General features: G+C 36.0%; 18 protein-coding genes. 5 read left to right on the top strand and 13 right to left on the bottom strand.

Going from position 1 to position 18,144, the window contains the following annotated elements; all coding sequences use genetic code 11:
* Window positions 1-3: 3 nt before the first annotated feature.
* The 4 genes from KGF34_RS05270 to KGF34_RS05285 all read right to left on the bottom strand — a co-directional run bounded on the left by KGF34_RS05270 (window position 4) and on the right by KGF34_RS05285 (window position 3,432).
* Entirely contained in the window at window positions 4-501 is a 498-nt protein-coding gene (locus KGF34_RS05270; protein ID WP_252560206.1) for a MarR family transcriptional regulator, read from the bottom strand.
* Between the two features lie 154 nt (window positions 502-655).
* On the bottom strand, window positions 656-1,369 hold the full coding sequence (locus tag KGF34_RS05275) for a hypothetical protein (protein ID WP_252560129.1): 714 nt from the start codon (window positions 1,367-1,369) through the stop codon (window positions 656-658).
* A 52-nt stretch (window positions 1,370-1,421) separates the two neighbouring features.
* Window positions 1,422-2,339, bottom strand: a complete 918-nt coding sequence (locus KGF34_RS05280) for a YihY/virulence factor BrkB family protein (RefSeq protein ID WP_022235285.1) — start codon at window positions 2,337-2,339, stop codon at window positions 1,422-1,424.
* An 82-nt stretch (window positions 2,340-2,421) separates the two neighbouring features.
* Entirely contained in the window at window positions 2,422-3,432 is a 1,011-nt protein-coding gene (locus KGF34_RS05285) for a hypothetical protein (protein WP_252560130.1), read from the bottom strand.
* 321 nt (window positions 3,433-3,753) lie between these two features.
* Between KGF34_RS05285 and KGF34_RS05290 the strand changes: the two genes are divergently transcribed.
* The 3 genes from KGF34_RS05290 to KGF34_RS05300 are packed head-to-tail and all read left to right on the top strand — an operon-like array spanning window position 3,754 to window position 5,575.
* Window positions 3,754-4,449: a radical SAM protein gene (locus tag KGF34_RS05290; RefSeq protein ID WP_252560131.1), complete on the top strand. Its 696-nt coding sequence runs from the start codon at window positions 3,754-3,756 to the stop codon at window positions 4,447-4,449.
* Window position 4,450: 1 nt separating this feature from the next.
* Entirely contained in the window at window positions 4,451-5,167 is a 717-nt protein-coding gene (locus KGF34_RS05295; protein WP_252560132.1) for a queuosine precursor transporter, read from the top strand.
* A 51-nt stretch (window positions 5,168-5,218) separates the two neighbouring features.
* The gene (locus KGF34_RS05300) at window positions 5,219-5,575 is read left to right on the top strand and encodes a GIY-YIG nuclease family protein (protein ID WP_252560133.1); all 357 of its coding nucleotides are present in this window, start codon (window positions 5,219-5,221) and stop codon (window positions 5,573-5,575) included.
* Window positions 5,576-5,605: 30 nt separating this feature from the next.
* On the opposite strand, the gene KGF34_RS05305 is transcribed toward KGF34_RS05300, so the two are convergent.
* On the bottom strand, window positions 5,606-5,809 hold the full coding sequence (locus tag KGF34_RS05305; protein WP_252560134.1) for a hypothetical protein: 204 nt from the start codon (window positions 5,807-5,809) through the stop codon (window positions 5,606-5,608).
* Window positions 5,810-5,927: 118 nt separating this feature from the next.
* Between KGF34_RS05305 and KGF34_RS05310 the strand changes: the two genes are divergently transcribed.
* Together KGF34_RS05310 and KGF34_RS05315 are read left to right on the top strand one after the other, a co-directional pair.
* A complete protein-coding gene (locus KGF34_RS05310) occupies window positions 5,928-6,602 on the top strand; it encodes a response regulator transcription factor (protein ID WP_252560135.1) in 675 nt (224 codons plus the stop codon).
* Window positions 6,603-6,604: 2 nt separating this feature from the next.
* Complete coding sequence (locus KGF34_RS05315) at window positions 6,605-8,389, top strand: HAMP domain-containing sensor histidine kinase (RefSeq protein WP_252560136.1); 1,785 nt, start codon at window positions 6,605-6,607, stop codon at window positions 8,387-8,389.
* Window positions 8,390-8,589: 200 nt separating this feature from the next.
* On the opposite strand, the gene KGF34_RS05320 is transcribed toward KGF34_RS05315, so the two are convergent.
* The 8 genes from KGF34_RS05320 to KGF34_RS05355 form a co-directional block, all read right to left on the bottom strand.
* Complete coding sequence (locus tag KGF34_RS05320; protein WP_252560137.1) at window positions 8,590-10,707, bottom strand: heavy metal translocating P-type ATPase; 2,118 nt, start codon at window positions 10,705-10,707, stop codon at window positions 8,590-8,592.
* Window positions 10,707-10,961: a DUF1490 domain-containing protein gene (locus KGF34_RS05325; protein ID WP_252560138.1), complete on the bottom strand. Its 255-nt coding sequence runs from the start codon at window positions 10,959-10,961 to the stop codon at window positions 10,707-10,709. Before KGF34_RS05325 ends, KGF34_RS05320 begins: the two co-directional genes overlap by 1 nt.
* A gap of 92 nt (window positions 10,962-11,053) precedes the next feature.
* Window positions 11,054-11,836, bottom strand: coding sequence for a ZIP family metal transporter (locus KGF34_RS05330; RefSeq protein WP_252560139.1), 783 nt, complete (start codon window positions 11,834-11,836; stop codon window positions 11,054-11,056).
* A 72-nt stretch (window positions 11,837-11,908) separates the two neighbouring features.
* Window positions 11,909-13,648, bottom strand: a complete 1,740-nt coding sequence (locus KGF34_RS05335) for an ABC transporter ATP-binding protein (protein WP_252560140.1) — start codon at window positions 13,646-13,648, stop codon at window positions 11,909-11,911.
* Complete coding sequence (locus tag KGF34_RS05340; protein WP_252560141.1) at window positions 13,641-15,395, bottom strand: ABC transporter ATP-binding protein; 1,755 nt, start codon at window positions 15,393-15,395, stop codon at window positions 13,641-13,643. The genes KGF34_RS05335 and KGF34_RS05340 overlap by 8 nt, the downstream gene beginning before the upstream one ends.
* 97 nt (window positions 15,396-15,492) lie before the next feature.
* Window positions 15,493-16,113 (bottom strand): TetR/AcrR family transcriptional regulator, encoded by a 621-nt coding sequence (locus KGF34_RS05345; RefSeq protein WP_186935147.1) that lies wholly within the window; start codon window positions 16,111-16,113, stop codon window positions 15,493-15,495.
* Window positions 16,114-16,277: 164 nt separating this feature from the next.
* Complete coding sequence (locus tag KGF34_RS05350) at window positions 16,278-17,465, bottom strand: FtsX-like permease family protein (protein ID WP_252560142.1); 1,188 nt, start codon at window positions 17,463-17,465, stop codon at window positions 16,278-16,280.
* Between the two features lies 1 nt (window position 17,466).
* Entirely contained in the window at window positions 17,467-18,135 is a 669-nt protein-coding gene (locus KGF34_RS05355) for an ABC transporter ATP-binding protein (RefSeq protein WP_252560143.1), read from the bottom strand.
* Between the last annotated feature and the right edge of the window lie 9 nt (window positions 18,136-18,144).

Below are 18,144 nucleotides of genomic sequence, written 5' to 3' on the forward strand. Positions count from 1 at the left end.
ATATTATTGTCCCGAAATGCCTGCCTTAAGTTTTCGTATTAAAAACAAAAAGGTTTGCTTTTCTTCGGGTGTAAAAATACTGTCAAATTCCTGCTCGTTAGATATAATTGCTTTATCTATCGAGCTTTTTATGCTCATTCCCTTTTCGGTAAGCACAATTTTTTTAAGTCGTGCGTCATTTTCAACAGACTCTCTCTTTATGTACCCCTTTTTTTCCATAAGCTGTAAAATATTAGTTACGGATGAGCGTGAAATTGAAAACTCGCTTTCAAGATTTTTCTGGAAAATATCGTTGTCCTGATTATTGTAAAGATACGCTATTATCCAGCCGTGCATAATCGTTACCTTATCCACACCGTTTTTTGCCGCACTTTCAAGCATTTTCCTGTGCATAAGGTGGTTTACCGCCTTAATTTCGTGACCTATTGCGTCACATATATGGCAATCCTTTTCAAAATTTTTCTCTGTATCCGCATTTAATTTTTCGTCCTCCCCAAACATATCACACACTAAAAAACACCTCCGAATCGCAATTCAATATAAGTTCGGTATAAAACTGTTATATATTAAATTGTTTGATACCGAACTTTTATAACATTATAGTCTTTTTGTTTTTATTTGTCAAGAACTAATTTTAATTTTATGTAAGACAGCTTTACGCTGTCATTTTTTGTTGTAGCGATGTAGTGTCATTTATATTAATTTTTCCGTTATCGTCTAAATCTGCCGAATATAATACAAATTTTTCTTCATCAGAACATTCTGTTTTAATAATATCCGCACTCAAATTCTGCACTGTTTTAACATCGTTATCGTTAATTTTACCGTCGGCATTTACATCGCACTCTTTCAGCATAAATCCTGTTCCCACAATTACAAAATCCGTATTGCCGTCATCAAGCATTTTTTGCACTACGGTCTTTTTAGCCTTAAAAGTGTATGTGCCTACCGTTGAAAACTTGAGTTTATTCTGTGAAATTTCTTTTTTATAATTACTGAAAAACTCGTCCGACTTGCCGTTTACAATACCTTTTTTCTCAAGATATGCGTTAAGATTACCGATTATCTGTGTACAATATGCAGGGTCTGCGGTTATTTTTTCCGTATCAATATCATTTGCAATATAAAACATTGATAAATAAAACATTATTTTCGGACTGCTTAAATCAAGACCGCAATATACAATTGCATCTACAGTATCTTCGTCATTATAATTTTTCAGAGCAGTCCTTGAACATCCGTTCATAAGTGTAAAGTATTCTTTGGCATTTTCAAGTGAAAAATCTGCCTTTGAAGTTGCAGATACGCATATCATACCGGAAATCATTATTGAAACAGCAAGTGCCGTACAGGTAAATTTTTTTAACATAAAAAGCACCTCCTGAGTTAGTATAACTCAAAAAGGCGCTTTAACACACTTATTATTTACTTTTCCTTTTAACTTTCCGTTTTATCAGTGAAACTAACTTTTTAAATGAAAATTTCTTTATAGTGTCGTGATAAACATAATTTATTTCAGCACATATCATTAATAGCAGCATTAAAAAATACAGCAAAACCATTATGATAGCAAGACCTGTAATTACGCCGTAAACAGAAAAACCGTTAAAACTTTTTACATATATTGAGATTCCGAGAGCCAATACAAACCACGAAATTGTACACAAAACCGCACCCGGGAGTTGAGATTTAAAATTATATTCCTTTTTCTGCTCTTTGGAAATACACGGGAAATTCCTGTATATAGACGCAAAAGTAAAAGTCAGAATTAAAAATACAAGTAAATATCTTGATCTGAAAATTGCTGTAATTATGTTTGGCAAACTGCTTATAAACGGTTGGATCCAATCGTCAAGATATGAACCGAGAGCAATTATTACCAACGACGCAGACATTAATATAAAGAAAATAACAGTATAAAACATTGCACGAAAGCGCAAAACTATCCACATACGGTTTTCATATGCATCATAAACTCTGTTAAGTCCGTTAGTGATTGCATGTATTCCCTGCGATGCAGACCACAATGTAACCACAATTGAAACAAAAGAAATTCCTATAGTATTCTGATATGTTTCGGTTAAAAAATACTTTATCTGTGTAAGAAATACATCTGTAAATACACTTTGCAGCGCCTGTTCAATAAACGAAGTCGATATATGCAAGCCTTGCAGAATCGACAAACAAAACGCTAACAAAGGAACAGATGAAAGCACAATAAAAAAAGCAGACTGTCCGGCTATGGCAAAAATATTATCGTGAATACATTTGCTTATTATAGGATCATATTTTTTCATTATTTTATCATAAAAAGCAAAAGCTTTTTTTACTGCTTTCATAGCAAATCTCCTGTTTTATGAGTAGATATAATGTAATGTATTTATATGACACTTAGGACTGATTTAATCTGATTTAAAAAAATTATCGAGCCATAATCACGCTATCGGTTTTAAGTTCTACTATGTTATTGATTTTTTCGTCATCTTTTAGAGGTACTTCAATAAGCATAAGACAAACGCCCTTTGATTGATTGCTGTCCTTTGATTTCTGATATTGAACACACGGAACCTGCGAACTGATTGCATAGCTAAGTCCCCTAAAGCTGACTCTGTCTGCCGACGATTCAAGCTCAACAGGAGCAACATAAAGGCAATTGCTGTTAAAAAATCCGTCACTGTAGTTGCGGCTGAAATTAAGCAATTCACTCATATTTACCGAACCTTTGTAAGAGCTGCAAAAATTTTCATACTCGCTCATACTGTATATTCCTTTTGTGCCGTATGACGGGAGCTTTGAAAAGTTTGTTACATTAACAGACTCTGTGTAGTAAAAATGAGCCATATCATTATTGCTCACATCATTATAATAACCATCGGAAGAAAGATAGACATATCTTACCGTAAATATTGATGTATTTATACTCAAAAAACCTGCCGCAACAAGCATTACAAGCGGCAGAGCGGCAAAAGTAACTCTTTCTTTTATTTTTGCCTTAACAAAAAGCAGAATATACAAAATCAGTACAAATGATATGCCTGCAATGACATACATATAAAACGGCTGTTTGTATACATACATCATAAATTCGGAAAAACCAAACAGCAATTCCGCTATTATCAGAACCGCTAAATCAACCGAACGCAAGTCAATTGACATTTTTCTGTATCCATGTACTGTGGCGGCAACAATTATTAATGTAAGAGCCTCAAGAATTACGCTGAGCAAACCGACATACTCCGAACTTTTAAGCATTAACTGAACCGTAACAAAAAACATAGTTTCGACTATTGCAAGTACCAACAGTACAAAAGAAAGCACCGTAAGTCTGTGATTACTGCGAATACGCTTTACACGCTCCTGATACTGCTGCATTTCTTTTCCACTAAACGGAAATCTGTCAGTAGTATCTCCATAAAAACTAAATTCTCTCATTTTTTCCGCCTTTCAAAACTTCATAAAATATTTATCAACAAACGACAATTTCATATTATCATTTGCCATATCATATTATCATTTGCCATATAAATTATATACAATTTTGCTTATAAATTCAAGTAGAATTGCTATTAAATATATTTTTCCTGATAATTTGACAAAAAGCCTCTATTGTGATAACATATTAGTCAAGCAGTTCGTAACCATCCTGCTCGAGCAATTAACCAAAAGGGGCTTGCTCAATCAAAACTAAGGAGGAAAGGCATAGGACTTACTGTGTCCGTACACCCCCTGTGGGTGTTTTTTTATGCCAAATTTATGGAAAGGTACAGTATAATTCACGAAAAAAACAGTCGTGAAATTGTCCTTCTGCGTGGCAGTGGGTGTGTTTATACCAAATGCACATTCTGCGACTATTACAGTGACAGCTGTAAAAATGAAGAAGAAAATTTCAGGCTGAACAGCAAGGTGCTTGAAAATGTAACAGGCATCTTTCAAAACCTTGAAGTAATAAACTCGGGGTCGGTGTTTGAACTTGACAAAAATACCGTCGAGCTTATAAAAAAGGTTTGCAAACAAAAGAATATCCACACAATTCATTTTGAGTCGCACTATCTTTACAACAACAGAATTGCTGATTTGAGAAAAGAGTTTTCCGACTTTACGCTTAAAATGAAACTCGGTCTTGAAACCTTTGATTATGATTTCAGAGAGAATGTGCTTAAAAAGGGAATCAAAGAAAAAAATCCCGAAAAAATCTCTGAAAATTTCGATGAAGCTAATTTCCTTTTCGGAATTAAAGGTCAGACCGTTGAGTCTATAAGAAACGATATTGAACTTGGACTCAAATATTTTGAACGAATTTGCATTAATATAATGTGCGAAAATTCCACAAGCGTAAAACCCGATAAAGAACTTATAAAGGCTTTTATAAAAGAAATTTATCCTATATATAAGGATAACGACAGAGCCGATATTTTAATTAACAATACTGATTTTGGAGTGGGTGACTGATATGCCAAACGAACTTATACTTATATGTTCCGTAGTATTTATTTACGGTGCAGCACTTTTAGGATACAATTTTTTTGGAAAAATAGGACTTTATTGTATATCTGTAATTGCAACTATTCTTGCAAATATTGAAGTTACAATAATGATAAACGCATTCGGAATGGAACAAACACTCGGTAATGTTCTTTTTGCCGTAACATTTTTGATAACCGATATTTTGTCGGAATGTGAAGGCAAAAAAGCCGCACAAACCGCCGTATATGCCGGTATATTCTGTTCAATATTCTTCCTTGTGCTTTCGCAAAGCTGGATGCTTTATACGCCAAGCGCAACAGATACAATTATGCCGTCAATAAAAGCAGTGTTCTCAAACACACCACGAATGATTCTTGCATCTCTTGTTGTATATGCCGTAAGCCAGATGTTTGATGTTTGGCTTTACCATAAATGGTGGAATTTTACAGAAAAGAAGTTTGGCAGCAAACGCAGATTTTTGTGGCTTAGAAATAACGGTTCAACACTTATCAGTCAGATTCTTAACACTGCTCTTTTCACAGCATTCGCTTTCTGGGGCACATATGATATTCCGACACTTATTTCAATTTTCATTTCAAGCTATGTTATCTATATTTTCACAAGTTTGCTCGATACCCCGTTTGTTTATATTGCAAGAAAAATTCATGATAAAAAGCTTAATGCAAAAGCCGAAAAAGCATAAAACTTTCCTGACAGTTCTTTTGAATTGTCAGGATTTTTATTGCAAAAAACTATGCGAATATGCTATAATTTTACAGGTGATTTTATGTACTACACATACATACTGCGGTGTTGCGACAATACCCTTTATACAGGTATTGCCTTGGATATAGAAAAAAGAATGAACGAGCATTTTTTGCAAAATGAAAAATGTGCAAAATACACCCGCACTCATAAAGCTAAAAAGCTCGAATCGCTGTGGATAAGCGAAAACCGAGCCACAGCCTCTAAACTTGAATACCATATTAAACATCTTACCAAAAAGCAAAAAGAAGAAATCATATCATTAAAAAGCCTTGATGTATTAAAAGATAAACTTCCGATTGAAAATTATAATTATTCAGATATGAAATTAAATTCCGTAAACTAAGCAAAAAGTCCGACCGTCGAAGTCGGGCTTTTATTTTTTATCATCTATCCATTTTGATTTTGAAATTACCATTCTTTCAATTTCATTGTCGCTGACATACAGAGGTACAAATACAACAATTTGCATATCCGCAGTTATTTTTATTGCTGCGCTTTTTCTTTTGCTTCGTCTTACCTCAACATTATATTCGCCTATCTTCATTTTAATCATTCCTTTATAGACAAATTTTAGCATAACCGTACCTGCTTAGCAAGCTGTTGCAAATAAAATTTTTTTGGTATAAAATTATTAATAAATATTATTCTTCACACAAAACACAAATAAAAAAGTTACTTTATATATGGTGATTACAATGTACAAAATACTTCTTGTAGAAGATGACAAAAACATAAGAGAAATGGTTGTTGAATATTTTTCTAACAAAGGCAAAGGAAACTTTCCTGTTGCCGTTGCGCCAAACGGAGAAACCGGACTGCAAATGGCATATGAAAATCCATATGATTTACTTCTGCTCGATGTAAACCTGCCCAAAATGGACGGATTTTCTATCTGTAAAGAGGTCAGACGATACAGCGATGTGCCTATTATGTTCATTACCGCACGGGTAAACGAAGAAGATGTGCTTAACGGCTATGCCCTCGGATGTGACGATTACATAATAAAACCTTTTGCCCTGCCTGTTCTTTTTGAAAAGGTAAAGGCTCTTATCAAGCGGTCAAAGGGACTTGTGCGTTCCTCTGTACTTACGGCAGGAACTCTTACACTGAATCCAAACAACGGAATCGTAATTTCCGACGGTGACGAAGTTGATTTGACAGCTAAAGAATACAAAATACTTAAATTTCTTTTAGAGAACAAAAATATTGTAATCTCCAGAACAAAACTGATAGACAAGCTTTGGGGCTATGACTCTAATGTTGACATTCGTGTACTTGACACGCATATAAAAAATCTCCGAAAAGCATTAAAAGATAACTCAAAGCTGATTAAGACGGTAATCGGCAGAGGTTACAAAATTGAGGAATAATTATGAATAAAAAGCTGAAAAAAGAAAATAGAAAAATTCTCATAAATATAATTTCAATAGTTCTGCTTATTTGCCTGCTGACAATCGGTACTTTTTCTTACCTGACATACAATTTCACAAAACAAATCGATCAATATCAGGCTGAACTGCAATCTAAATATATTTATGACAATACAAAATATATTGATATAACCGAAAGCGGTCAAATAAATACATTTATTGTGACAAATCTCAACAATTACTATTACGGTAATTCCTCATACAATGACATATATGTATCATTGGAAAATGATTACTATAATATTTCGGTTGACAGCGCAAATAAAATGGCAATTGAACTTGACGATTATTATTCAAGTTTTGATACTTTTTCCGATACCGATAACATGGTAAATAATTACAGCCTGGGGGGTTATCTTGATTATTTTACTCTCCGAAACAGTATGACCGATGAGCAGTATAATAAAATTGCCGATTATCTTAATTCCGAACCGGACGAAAACGGTAATTATTATATTTTGTCCGTCAATCAATATGCAATGGATAATTACAACGGCGTCGGTACAGACGAGATGATACCAATACGATTAGAAATTCTGCGTACAAACGAAAACCATGTTTGGTATGCCGAAGATGAACATATTGAGTATTTTGACTTATCATCAGACAAAATAAGCGAGATAAAAGAATTACAAAAACAAGTGGAAGAAAATTACAAAAAAATTATTGATAGCGCTTCCAATACCGTATTAATCGGACCTATTCACTCAATAGGCGATATGAAGAAAAATGAAATTACAAAGGATTTTTTCTTTAACGGAGGCAAGGAAAACGAATTAAAAGAATACAACAAAAATAATCCCGAAGATTCTGATATTTTCACCGCATATATACCTCTTGATGATTTTTCATTTATATACAGACAAATCTACGAAGCAAACCCAAATTATACAGACGGATTTTCATCTGTTGATGAGATGAACTCATATAATCAAAAAACATGCAAGATTTGTATATATCAAAAGCTTGAACCTCTGAAAGCCTGTATGCCTACTCTTATAATCGGCAACAGCATTATTCTTGCTTTCTTTATTTTAATCGGCATTTTGCTTTCTCTGATTATTTGGAGAAACTTTAAAAACAGGGCAATCCGAGAACAACACAGAATAGAAATGACAAACGCAGTTGCCCACAATCTTAAAACACCGCTATGCATAATAAACGGTTTTTCTGAAAATCTGCGTGAGGAAGACGGTTACCTTACAAAACAGCATTACATAGATGTCATTCAACAGCAGGCAGGCGATATGGACGCCCTTGTGCATAAAATGCTGAATTTTTCAAAACTCGAATCCGACTCTGCAAAACTTAATATAAAATCGTTCAATATTAAAACAGAACTTGAAAATATTGCGAAGAAATACAATGATATTTCAAGTAAAAATATTATCGTAACTGCAGATGACAAGGAAATTTTTGCAGACAAAGAACTTATGGAGCTTGTGTTTGAAAATCTGATTGAGAATGCTGTTAAATACTCAAAAGATAATTCCGATATTAAAATATCCTTTGCAAATAATAATTTCAATATTTCAAACGAATGTGATGAAATTTCTAAAAAAGATTTAAAAAAGATATGGAAACCGTATAACCGTTTGGAAAAAGACGAAGAGGTGCGTGGCACAGGTATAGGACTTTCCATAGTAAAGCATATTCTTAAACTGCATAGAATAAAGCCGTATACCGAATATTCGGGCGGCAGATTGATTATCGGATTTTATATTTAAGGTTATGTCTTGAATTTGCCGATAATCTTAATAAATTATGGTTTAACGCACAAGTTAAGCGGAATAATTAAAAAATTCAGTTTTAAAGGTTGACCAAACTTTTATAATTGATTGGCAAATCAATTTGCTAAACCATAATTACTCAACTTTCATATAAAAACCGCTCTGCACATAAAATACAGAGCGGTTAATTTTATAAGTTAATTATTCTCTTTTAGTTTTCTTCTTTTATGCTTTTTCTCTGTGAGCGGAGTCATACTCTTGGCACAAATAAGCATAGTGGAAGAATTATGCAATAATGCAGACATAGACGGAGAAATAAGACCTAAAAATCCCGAAGCCATCAGTGCTGAATTAAAACCTACAATAAATCTGTAATTGCGGTTAATTCTATCCATTAATGTCTGACTTATTGTTCTTATTCTCGCAAGTTCGGTAAGGTCGGAGCTTTTGATTGTAATATCTGCGGTTTCTCTTGCAATATCAGACGCATCTCGCATAGCAACAGATACATTTGCAGCCGCAAGCGCCGGTGTATCGTTAATACCGTCACCAACCATAATTACGCCCTTGCTGCTCTTCTTGAGTTCTTCAACATATTTATGTTTATCCTCGGGAAGTACCTGACATTTATATTCGGTAATGCCAAGCATTTCTGCGGTCATTTGAGCCGCTTTCTGACTGTCGCCGGTAAGCATTACAACTCTTTCAATACCCTGATTTCTAAGCATTCGAATAGCTCTCGCAGCCTCTTCTCGTGGTGGGTCACTTATACATAACGCACCGACAAGCACACCGCCGATAGCAAGATAAAGCACAGAGCAAGCTCCTGATTTTTCATCAATAGTTTTCTGCTGTTCTTCGGTTACAGAAATCTGCTCGTCCTCCACTACAAAATGCTTACTGCCTATTACAGCCTTTTTGCCGTGCAGTGTGGTTGCAATTCCGTGTGCAACAATATACTGAACATCAGAGTGCTCCTCTATGTGAGATAATCCTCTTTCATTCGCTGCATTTACAACGGCATTCGCAACGCTGTGAGGGAAATGCTCCTCAAGACAAGCTGCAATTTTGAGTATTTCTTCCTCTGAATAATCACTGAAAGAAATTACTTTTTCAAGCTTCGGCTCGGCATTTGTCAGTGTACCTGTTTTATCAAATACAATGGTATCTGCGTGAGCATATGCCTCAAGATACTTACCGCCTTTAACGGTAATATCGTGGTCGGCCGCCTCCTTGATTGCGGAAATAACCGCAATCGGAGTAGAAAGTTTGATAGCACAGGAATAGTCAACCATAAGCAAAGAAACAGCTTTGGTAATATTCCTTGTAAGAACCAAAGTAGCCAAAAAACCTAAAAAGCTGAACGGTACAATTCTGTCTGCCAAAGTTTCGGCACGGCTTTGTACTCCTGCCTTAAGATTTTCCGAATTATCAATAAGGTCAATAATTTTACTTATTTTTGTGTTTGAAGAAAGAGCCTTTACATTAACTACAATGTTTCCCTCTTCCACAACAGTACCGGCAAATACGGTTATGCCCTCACGCTTTGCAACAGGGAGCGGCTCACCTGTCATAGACGACTCGTTTACTGTTGCCTCACCCGATACAACAACACCGTCAACAGGAATAACATTGCCTGTCTGTACTCTGATGTTATCACCCTCTGTCAAATCAGACATAGGAATAAGTACTTCTGAATTATCATCGGTTACAAGCCATACCTTGTCCGCCTTAACAGCAAGGCTGTCCGTAAGCACAGCTTTTGTACGGGCATGAGTATAATCCTCGAGCATACCGGATACGGTAAGCAAGAACATTATCGTTCCTGCGGTTTTAAAGTTTCTCTGTAACAAGCAGGTTGCAATTGACGCACCGTCAAGCACATCAACATTAAGTTTGCAGTCCCAAAGTGCCTTTAAAGCCTTTTTTATGTATTTTATACTTGTGTAAATTGTGACTATCATTCTGATAGGTGCGGGCAAAAGCCATTTTTGCAAAAGTCTTTTTGCGACGCAAGAAATCAGATTATGTTTAAAATTATTGTCAATATCTTGAACGCTGACAGTTTTCTTTGCCTCAACTTTTACAAGAGAACTGCGCTCTATTGACGCTATAACATCAATTACATTCTGACGATAACCTTTGTCATACATAACAAGGATACCGCCGTTTTCAGAATTTACTTCAACCTTTTTTACATAATTTTTCTCTATAAGAAAATTATAAATACAACCCTCATACGCCTTATCAAAAGCATATGCGCCGCAGCGGAATCTGATTCGCTGCGGCTTATCATATACAATAGAATATTTCATTATTCTTCAACTTCTGTTTCAGTTTCTGCTTCAATGCCGGCTTCTGCCTTTGCATCGTAGCAAAGATCTGCCGCATCGTCTTTCATGCTCTGGAATTTAGCCTTAGCATCTTTCTGAAGCTTCATACCTTTTGCAAGACCGGTTACTGCAACGCTGCGAGTCTTTGGTGAAGTAAATACTTTTTTACCTACAATAACTGCTGCTGCACCTGCAACAACGCACCATAATTTTTCATTTTTTAAAAAATTCTTCATAACTGTTCCTCCTAAGATTTATGATAATTATATTATACTCATTTGTCACAATTTGTCAATACTGTAAGAAAAGCCTAACCGAAATTTGTAGGTTATCCCAAACCAACATCTAAAATCATCATAATTACGAACCCAATTGCAACTCCGATTGTACCGATATTTGAGTGTTTTCCGCTCTGCGATTCGGGTATTAATTCTTCCGTTACAACATAAATCATAGCACCTGCCGCAAAAGACAACAGATACGGCAGAATTTGTGTCACTATTCCCGCAAAAATCAAAGTAATCATTGCACCTATCGGTTCAACCACACCCGAAATCACGCCGTAATAAAATGATTTTAACTTTGAACAGCCGCCGTCTTTGAGCGGCAGAGATATTATTGCTCCCTCCGGGAAATTCTGAATTGCAATTCCGACTGCAAGTGAAATCGCACCTGCCACGGTTATACCCGTATTTTCTGTAATTGCACCTGCCAAAGTTACGCCTACAGCCATACCTTCCGGAATATTATGCAATGTAACCGCAAGCACAAGCATAGTATTTTTTGAAAGTCTTGACTTTACACCCTCAGGTTTGTCACTGTTAAGATGCAAATGAGGGATTACACTGTCAAGCAAGAGCAAAAATCCTATTCCGAGCAAAAATCCCACCGCAGCAGGCAGCCATTCGATTACATTTTGTTTAGCGGACATTTCAACAGACGGAATAATCAGCGACCACACTGATGCGGCTATCATTACTCCCGAGGCAAAACCGAGTAAAAATTTCTGGAATTTTTCGTTAATTTTATTTTTTGTAAAGAAAACCATTGCAGAACCCAAAGAAGTTCCTAAAAACGGTATTAAAAGTATTGCTGTTTGTTGATAAAGCATCTTCCACCACCTTATATTACTGTTTTATAATATGCAAAGAAAGTCTGTAAAAAGCAGTCTTTCTTTACAAGTTTATGCATTAATTTTCCAACCTGCCGCTTGCTGTCGGGCATTAACAAAGTTCTTGTAAATTCCGCCCTCCTGCATAAGCTGCGTATGTGTTCCGAGCTGTGCTATTTTTCCGCTGTCAACAACAACAATCTGATCTGCATTGCGCACCGTCTTTAATCTGTGCGCAATCATAATTATTGTTTTTTCCTTTGTAAGAGCGTCAATCGCTTCAACAAGCTCTTTTTCGTTTTCGGGGTCAACATTTGCGGTTGCTTCGTCCAAAATAATTATAGGTGCATTTTTCATAATTGCTCTTGCTATTGAAATTCTCTGTTTTTCACCGCCTGAAATACTTGCACCACCCTCACCTATCACTGTATCGTAACCATCGGGCAAACTCATAATAAAATCGTGGCAGCAAGCCTTTTTTGCGGCAGTTACAATTTCTTCTCTTGTAGCGTTTTCTCTGCCAAAAGCAATGTTATTTGCTATGGTATCCGCAAAAAGATAAACATTCTGGAACACAAAGCTAAAGTTTTTCATAAGGCTGTCCATACTGTATTCCCGTACATCAATACCGCCCAGTCGGATATTACCTCCGTCAACATCCCAAAACCTTGAAATAAGATTGCAAAGGGTTGATTTGCCTCCGCCTGACGGACCGACAACTGCGGTTGTGGTCTTTTGCGGGATATGCAATGAAATGCCGTCAATAATTTTTCGTTTGTCATATGAAAATTCAATATTATTAACATCTATATCGTAGTTTTGCGGAATAATATCTTTTCCGTCAATATCCATTGTATCAAGGTCAAGAATTTTCTGCGCTTTGTCAATACAAATATCAATCGTACGCAAAAGTGCCGAGTAACTTCCTGCCTGTTCAAGACTTGAGTAAAGCATAAATGCGCAAATTGTCATACCAATGCAAATCATAAGGCTCATAGAACCGTTAAGATAAAGCAAAACAGAAACAAACATCATAACCGCACCCGTAAGTTTTGTTATAATATTCTGAATTGTCATATACGGAATAAATGCAAATTCCATTTCGGTGTTTACTTTTACATTGTTATCAATAGCTTTATTCAGTTTTTTAGTTTGCTTGCCGAAAAGGTTGTATGATTTAACTTCCGCTATGCCTTGCACATACTCCATTATTTCACTTACAAGTTTTTGGTCCGATTCAACTTTTTCGGCAGAAAGTTTATCGCCTGCTTTTTGTAGAAGAGAATTAACAACAAAAAATAAAATTACACCTGCGGTGGCAATAAGACCTATTCTGAAATCAAAACATAACAGCATTACAATTATAAGCGCTGTATTTAAAATCCCCTGTGTGCTCATCATTACAACTCGGGTTGCAACATCTCCGAGATTTTCCATTGTATTGGTTGCTACGGAGGTAATTGAACCAAGGCTGTTCTTATTAAAATAGCCCATTGGGAGATAACGCAAATGCTGTGCAATTTCAATTCTCTTGTTTGCCGCCGCATTATAACCTGCTTCTGTCTGCAGCATAGCTGATTTTTTCCTTACAAAGAAATCAACCGTAATTGAAACAAACATTATAGCAAGCGACAAAAATACAGTTTTTGAACTAAGCGTATTATCGGTTATATCCATAAGAACAATCATAATCGCAGGGATTTTCATAGCCTCGCAAACAGCCTGAATAACTCCGAGCACGATTGAAATTTGAAACTTCTTTTTATTTACACTTCCGCAAAAATCAAAAAACTTATTTAAAATTTTAAGCATTAATATCACCTCCGTTATCTTTAACAGAAATATGAGCCTGCCACATTTGCTTGTATAATCCGTTATCCTCAAGCAATTCCTTGTGAGTTCCCTGTTCGCAAACTCTGCCGTCGTCAATAACAAAAATTTTGTCTGCGTCTGTAATTGTAGAAAGTCTGTGTGCAATTACAATTAAAGTTTTGCCTGCCACAAGTTTTGCAACAGACGACTGTATTACCGCTTCATTTTCAGGGTCGGTATATGCAGTAGCCTCGTCAAGAATTACAATCGGCGCATTTTTAAGCATTGCCCTCGCAATGGAAATTCGCTGTCTTTCGCCGCCCGAAAGGTGTCCGCCCGCACCGCCTGCTACGGTGTCAAAGCCGTTTTCAAGCGACATTATAAAGTCATAACAGCCGCTGAGCCTTGCCGCCTGCTCAACCTCTTTGTCAGTCGCATTCAGATTGCCCTGTCTGATGTTTTCCCTTACTGTTTCGTTAAAAAGGTAATTGTCTTGTGCAACATAAGCTACGCTCTTATTGTATTCTTCAAGCGACAAATCTCTGATATTTACACCGCCGATTTCAATACTTCCGCTGTCTGTATCCCACAGAGAAGCTATGAGTTTTGCAATTGTTGATTTACCGCTGCCCGAAGGACCTACAATAGCGTTTACACTGCCCGAATCCATACACATATTTATGTTGTGCAGGACTTCTTCATCGTGATAACCAAAGCATATATCTTTAAGTCTTATAGAATAATCATAAGGCTTTTTCTTTGATTTTTCGGGTCTGTCAAGTTCCTTTTGGGTGAGAATACCTGCCACTTCGCCCACAACAGTGCCTATTTTGCCGAGGTCATCGGTGTAGCTCATAACGGCAATGAGCGGTCCTACAATGCTCAGTGCAAGAATAATGCACATTACAAAATTTGCAACAGAAAGACTGCCGTTTAAAATAAACATTGCGCCAAACGGCAAAACGGTGAGAAGTGTGTACGGGGTAAGAACAAGCGAAATGCTATGATAAATACAGCATTTGCGCATCCAGCCGATATACGCCTCTGCTCCCTCTTTAGCGGCTTTTGTGAATTTTTCGTAAGAGGAGTCCGCCTTGCCGAATACCTTTATAACCTCAATGCCGTTTATGTATTCCACTGCCGCATTGTTAAGCGCCTTGGTTTTTTCGACCGCATTTTTAAAGTTTTCTTCATAGCCGATAAACATTCCAAAGGTTGAGCAAAAGCCGAGCACAACGGTTACAAGCGAAAGCAGTGCCATTCGCCAGTCAATTATGAATAAATACACAAGAACAACAATCGGAGGAATTATGTTTGAAGTAAATTCCGGCAAAATATGCGCAAGCGTTGTTTCTATGCTGTCTATTCGCTCGACCATTATGTTCTTAAGCGTACCCGATGATGTATCTTTAACATATCCGAGCGGCACTCTTGAAAGTTTGTCGCAGGTTTCTTTACGAATCTGACCGAGTACGCTGAAAGTAGCTTTGTGTGAAAAAGCAGTTGAAATCGAATGGAATATTTCGGCTATAACAAAAGAAGCCGCTATCATTGCAATTTCAATCAGATACACCGAAAAGTTTTTCTCACCGTTTAACAGTTTGTTTATAACATCACCTATAATGAAAAACGGTATCAGCTTGAACAATACATTCAAAATCGCAAGCACTACGCTTACTGCGTAAAGAGATTTGTGCCTGCCTGCCCACTGCATAATCCATGCCGCAGAGGATTTTTCTTTTTTCATTATTCCACACTCCTTTGATAAAATAGTTAGTTTAAGCTAACTTTTATTTAAAAATTTTCGTATCTGCCTATACAGATACGAAAAAATTATACTGATTTTAAAATGATATACCGAAAAGTTTTTCCCAGCCTCCGGTATAAAACATTTTCAGCTTTTTGACACGCTCAATCGCAACGCTCTTTTTCATATCGTGAACCACAATTTCAAACATTGCCGAAAACATACCGCTCGACACCATATGAATAAAGTCCTTGTCAAGCTGCGGAATTTCCGTTCCGCTTTTTCGCATATCTTCAATAAATTTAAGGGTTGACTGCGTTTCTCTTTCAACAAGATTATGTATAAAAGAAGTAAACTCCGTGCCGTCAGCCTTACAAAGCAGCAATTTAAAATTATCGTAATGTTCGTAAATATAGTTGAGCATTTGCGTGATGGAATCCGTTGAAACTCTGGTCATAGCATTTTGCTGTTCACTGCTCGACAAAGTCTGAAAATTTTGCAAAGTAACATCATAAATAGAATATATTTTATTTGCATACGGTTCAACCAGCGAAGCAAATAAATCTTCTTTAGTAGAAAAATATTTGTAAAACGCACCTGTGGTAAGTCCTGCATTTTTTACTATTTGTCTTAATGAGGCATTGGCAAAACCTTTTTCCATAAATTCATCAAGAGCCGCTTTTTCGATTTTTGCCTTTGTTTCTTCATTACCTGTCATTTAAATTACCTCGCAAAAGATAACAGCGTTATATAACACTGTTATCTTATCATTAATTTATCTCTTTGTCAAGAGAGTTTTTAATTGTATAACATATTAAATAAACCTGCATTATAAAAATCCCTCAACAGCAAATTATGAAATTTACCGTTGAGGGATTGTTCTTATCTTTCTCTAAGTAAGACGGTTAAGTCTGTTTTTTCAGACCGTTTTACCGCTGTTTTACAAACTATAAAGAGGAGCAATATAATCATCAGTATTACCGTTGAAATTTCACCAATCGTTATTTTTACGGTCATTTCCATAATTGTATTGCCAAGCAATGAATATATATAAGGATTTATAAGCAGATTTCCTAACAAGAAAGCGAAAATTATACCTATAAATATCGAAATCAAAGCGAGTATTATATGCTCTGTAAAAATTATATAAAATATATGCTTTGTTTTGTAGCCGAGAGCACGGTATAAAGCAAGCTCGTTTGTACGATTGCTTATATTGTTTTTCAAAAAAATAAAAAATCCGACTATAATAAAAGCAATAAATAAAACCGCCGTCGCAAGAGAAATATACATTGCTGTATTATAAGTCTGTACATTTATAACATCCGTTCTTTTATAAACATTACATATATCAGACAACTCCTGCAGCGCCGTTTCGGTATTTTCGGGTTTATCTACAACAATCATATAACTTTTATCGCCCGAATATTCACCCGATACTGCCGCATCGTATTTAAACAAATCATTCTTCGGCACAAGTATTTCTTTATTTTCAAATATAGGATCCGATGTACTGTAAGCGCCGATTATTTTTATTTTAAATACCGTATCCTCTCCTACATTTAATTCAAGAGTTTTTCCGATTAAATCTTCACCGTTTATCTCACTGAATTTGCGTTCGTTTTCATTGTAATCTTTTATTTTTTCGGGAACAAGCGCTACTCCGGTTTCGCTTTCGTCAAAAGTTCTGCCCGAAGTAATTAAAGGAGAGCTTTCGTTATGAACAAACGCCAATGTGTATTGTGACGACAAAGTTTTAGAACTATCGGAAAAAGTCAGTTTTGACGGAATTTTATAAACATCGGTTACATATTGATTTTCTTTCAGCTTTGTGATTTTACTTTCTATATAGTCGTCCGGTATATTATCCGTAAAATCAGTTTCAAGTTCTCGTCTTGAAATATGATTATTAATTTTATTTACCACATTGTCAGTCATAGGTAAAATCAAACCAATCGACAAAAGCATAAGAACTGTTGATAATATCACAAATATACAGAAAAATGCGGAAGACAGCTTTCTGGTTTTTACCGATGATTTTATCAGAATATTTAGTTTTGCAAGTTTCATTTTACTTTTCTCCCAATACTCCGTCTTTCATAGTATATATTTTATCCGCAAAATCAATAACGGCGTCATTATGACTTACAACAAGCACACCTTTGCCAAGATAACACAACTTTTTTAATTCTTCAAAAACCATAAGTTCGTTTTTACTGTCAAGATTTCCTGTCGGTTCGTCGGCGAGAATAAAATCGGGGTCATTGGCAAGCGCTCTTGCAATGGCAACTCTCTGCTGTTCACCGCCAGAAAGTTCGAAAGGATAATGTTCTTTGCGGTTAGTAAGACCTACCGAATCTATCAGCTGCATTGCCTGTTCTTTCATATCATTCATTGAGGTGAATTTATCGTTTATCAGCATAGGTACCATAACATTTTCGTAGAGTTTTAAATGTGCATTAAGATGAAAGGCTTGAAACACAAAGCCTAAATTTTCCATACGAACATCTGCAAGCGCATTTTTGTCAAGGGTAGATACATCATTGCCGTTAATAATTACCTGCCCCGATGTGCAAGTATCAAGTAAACCCGCAATTTGAAGCAAAGTGCTTTTTCCGCTGCCCGACTGTCCCATAACGGCAATAAATTCACCTTGATTTACCGTAAGCGAAACATTGTCCACGGCAACTACACTGTTGTTATATATTTTTGAAATTTCTTTTAATTCTATTGCGTTCATAACAGTACC

The sequence above is a fragment of the Ruminococcus sp. FMBCY1 genome, assembly GCF_023921805.1.
In the GTDB taxonomy this organism is placed as follows: Bacteria; Bacillota; Clostridia; order Oscillospirales; family Acutalibacteraceae; genus Ruminococcoides; species Ruminococcoides intestinale_A.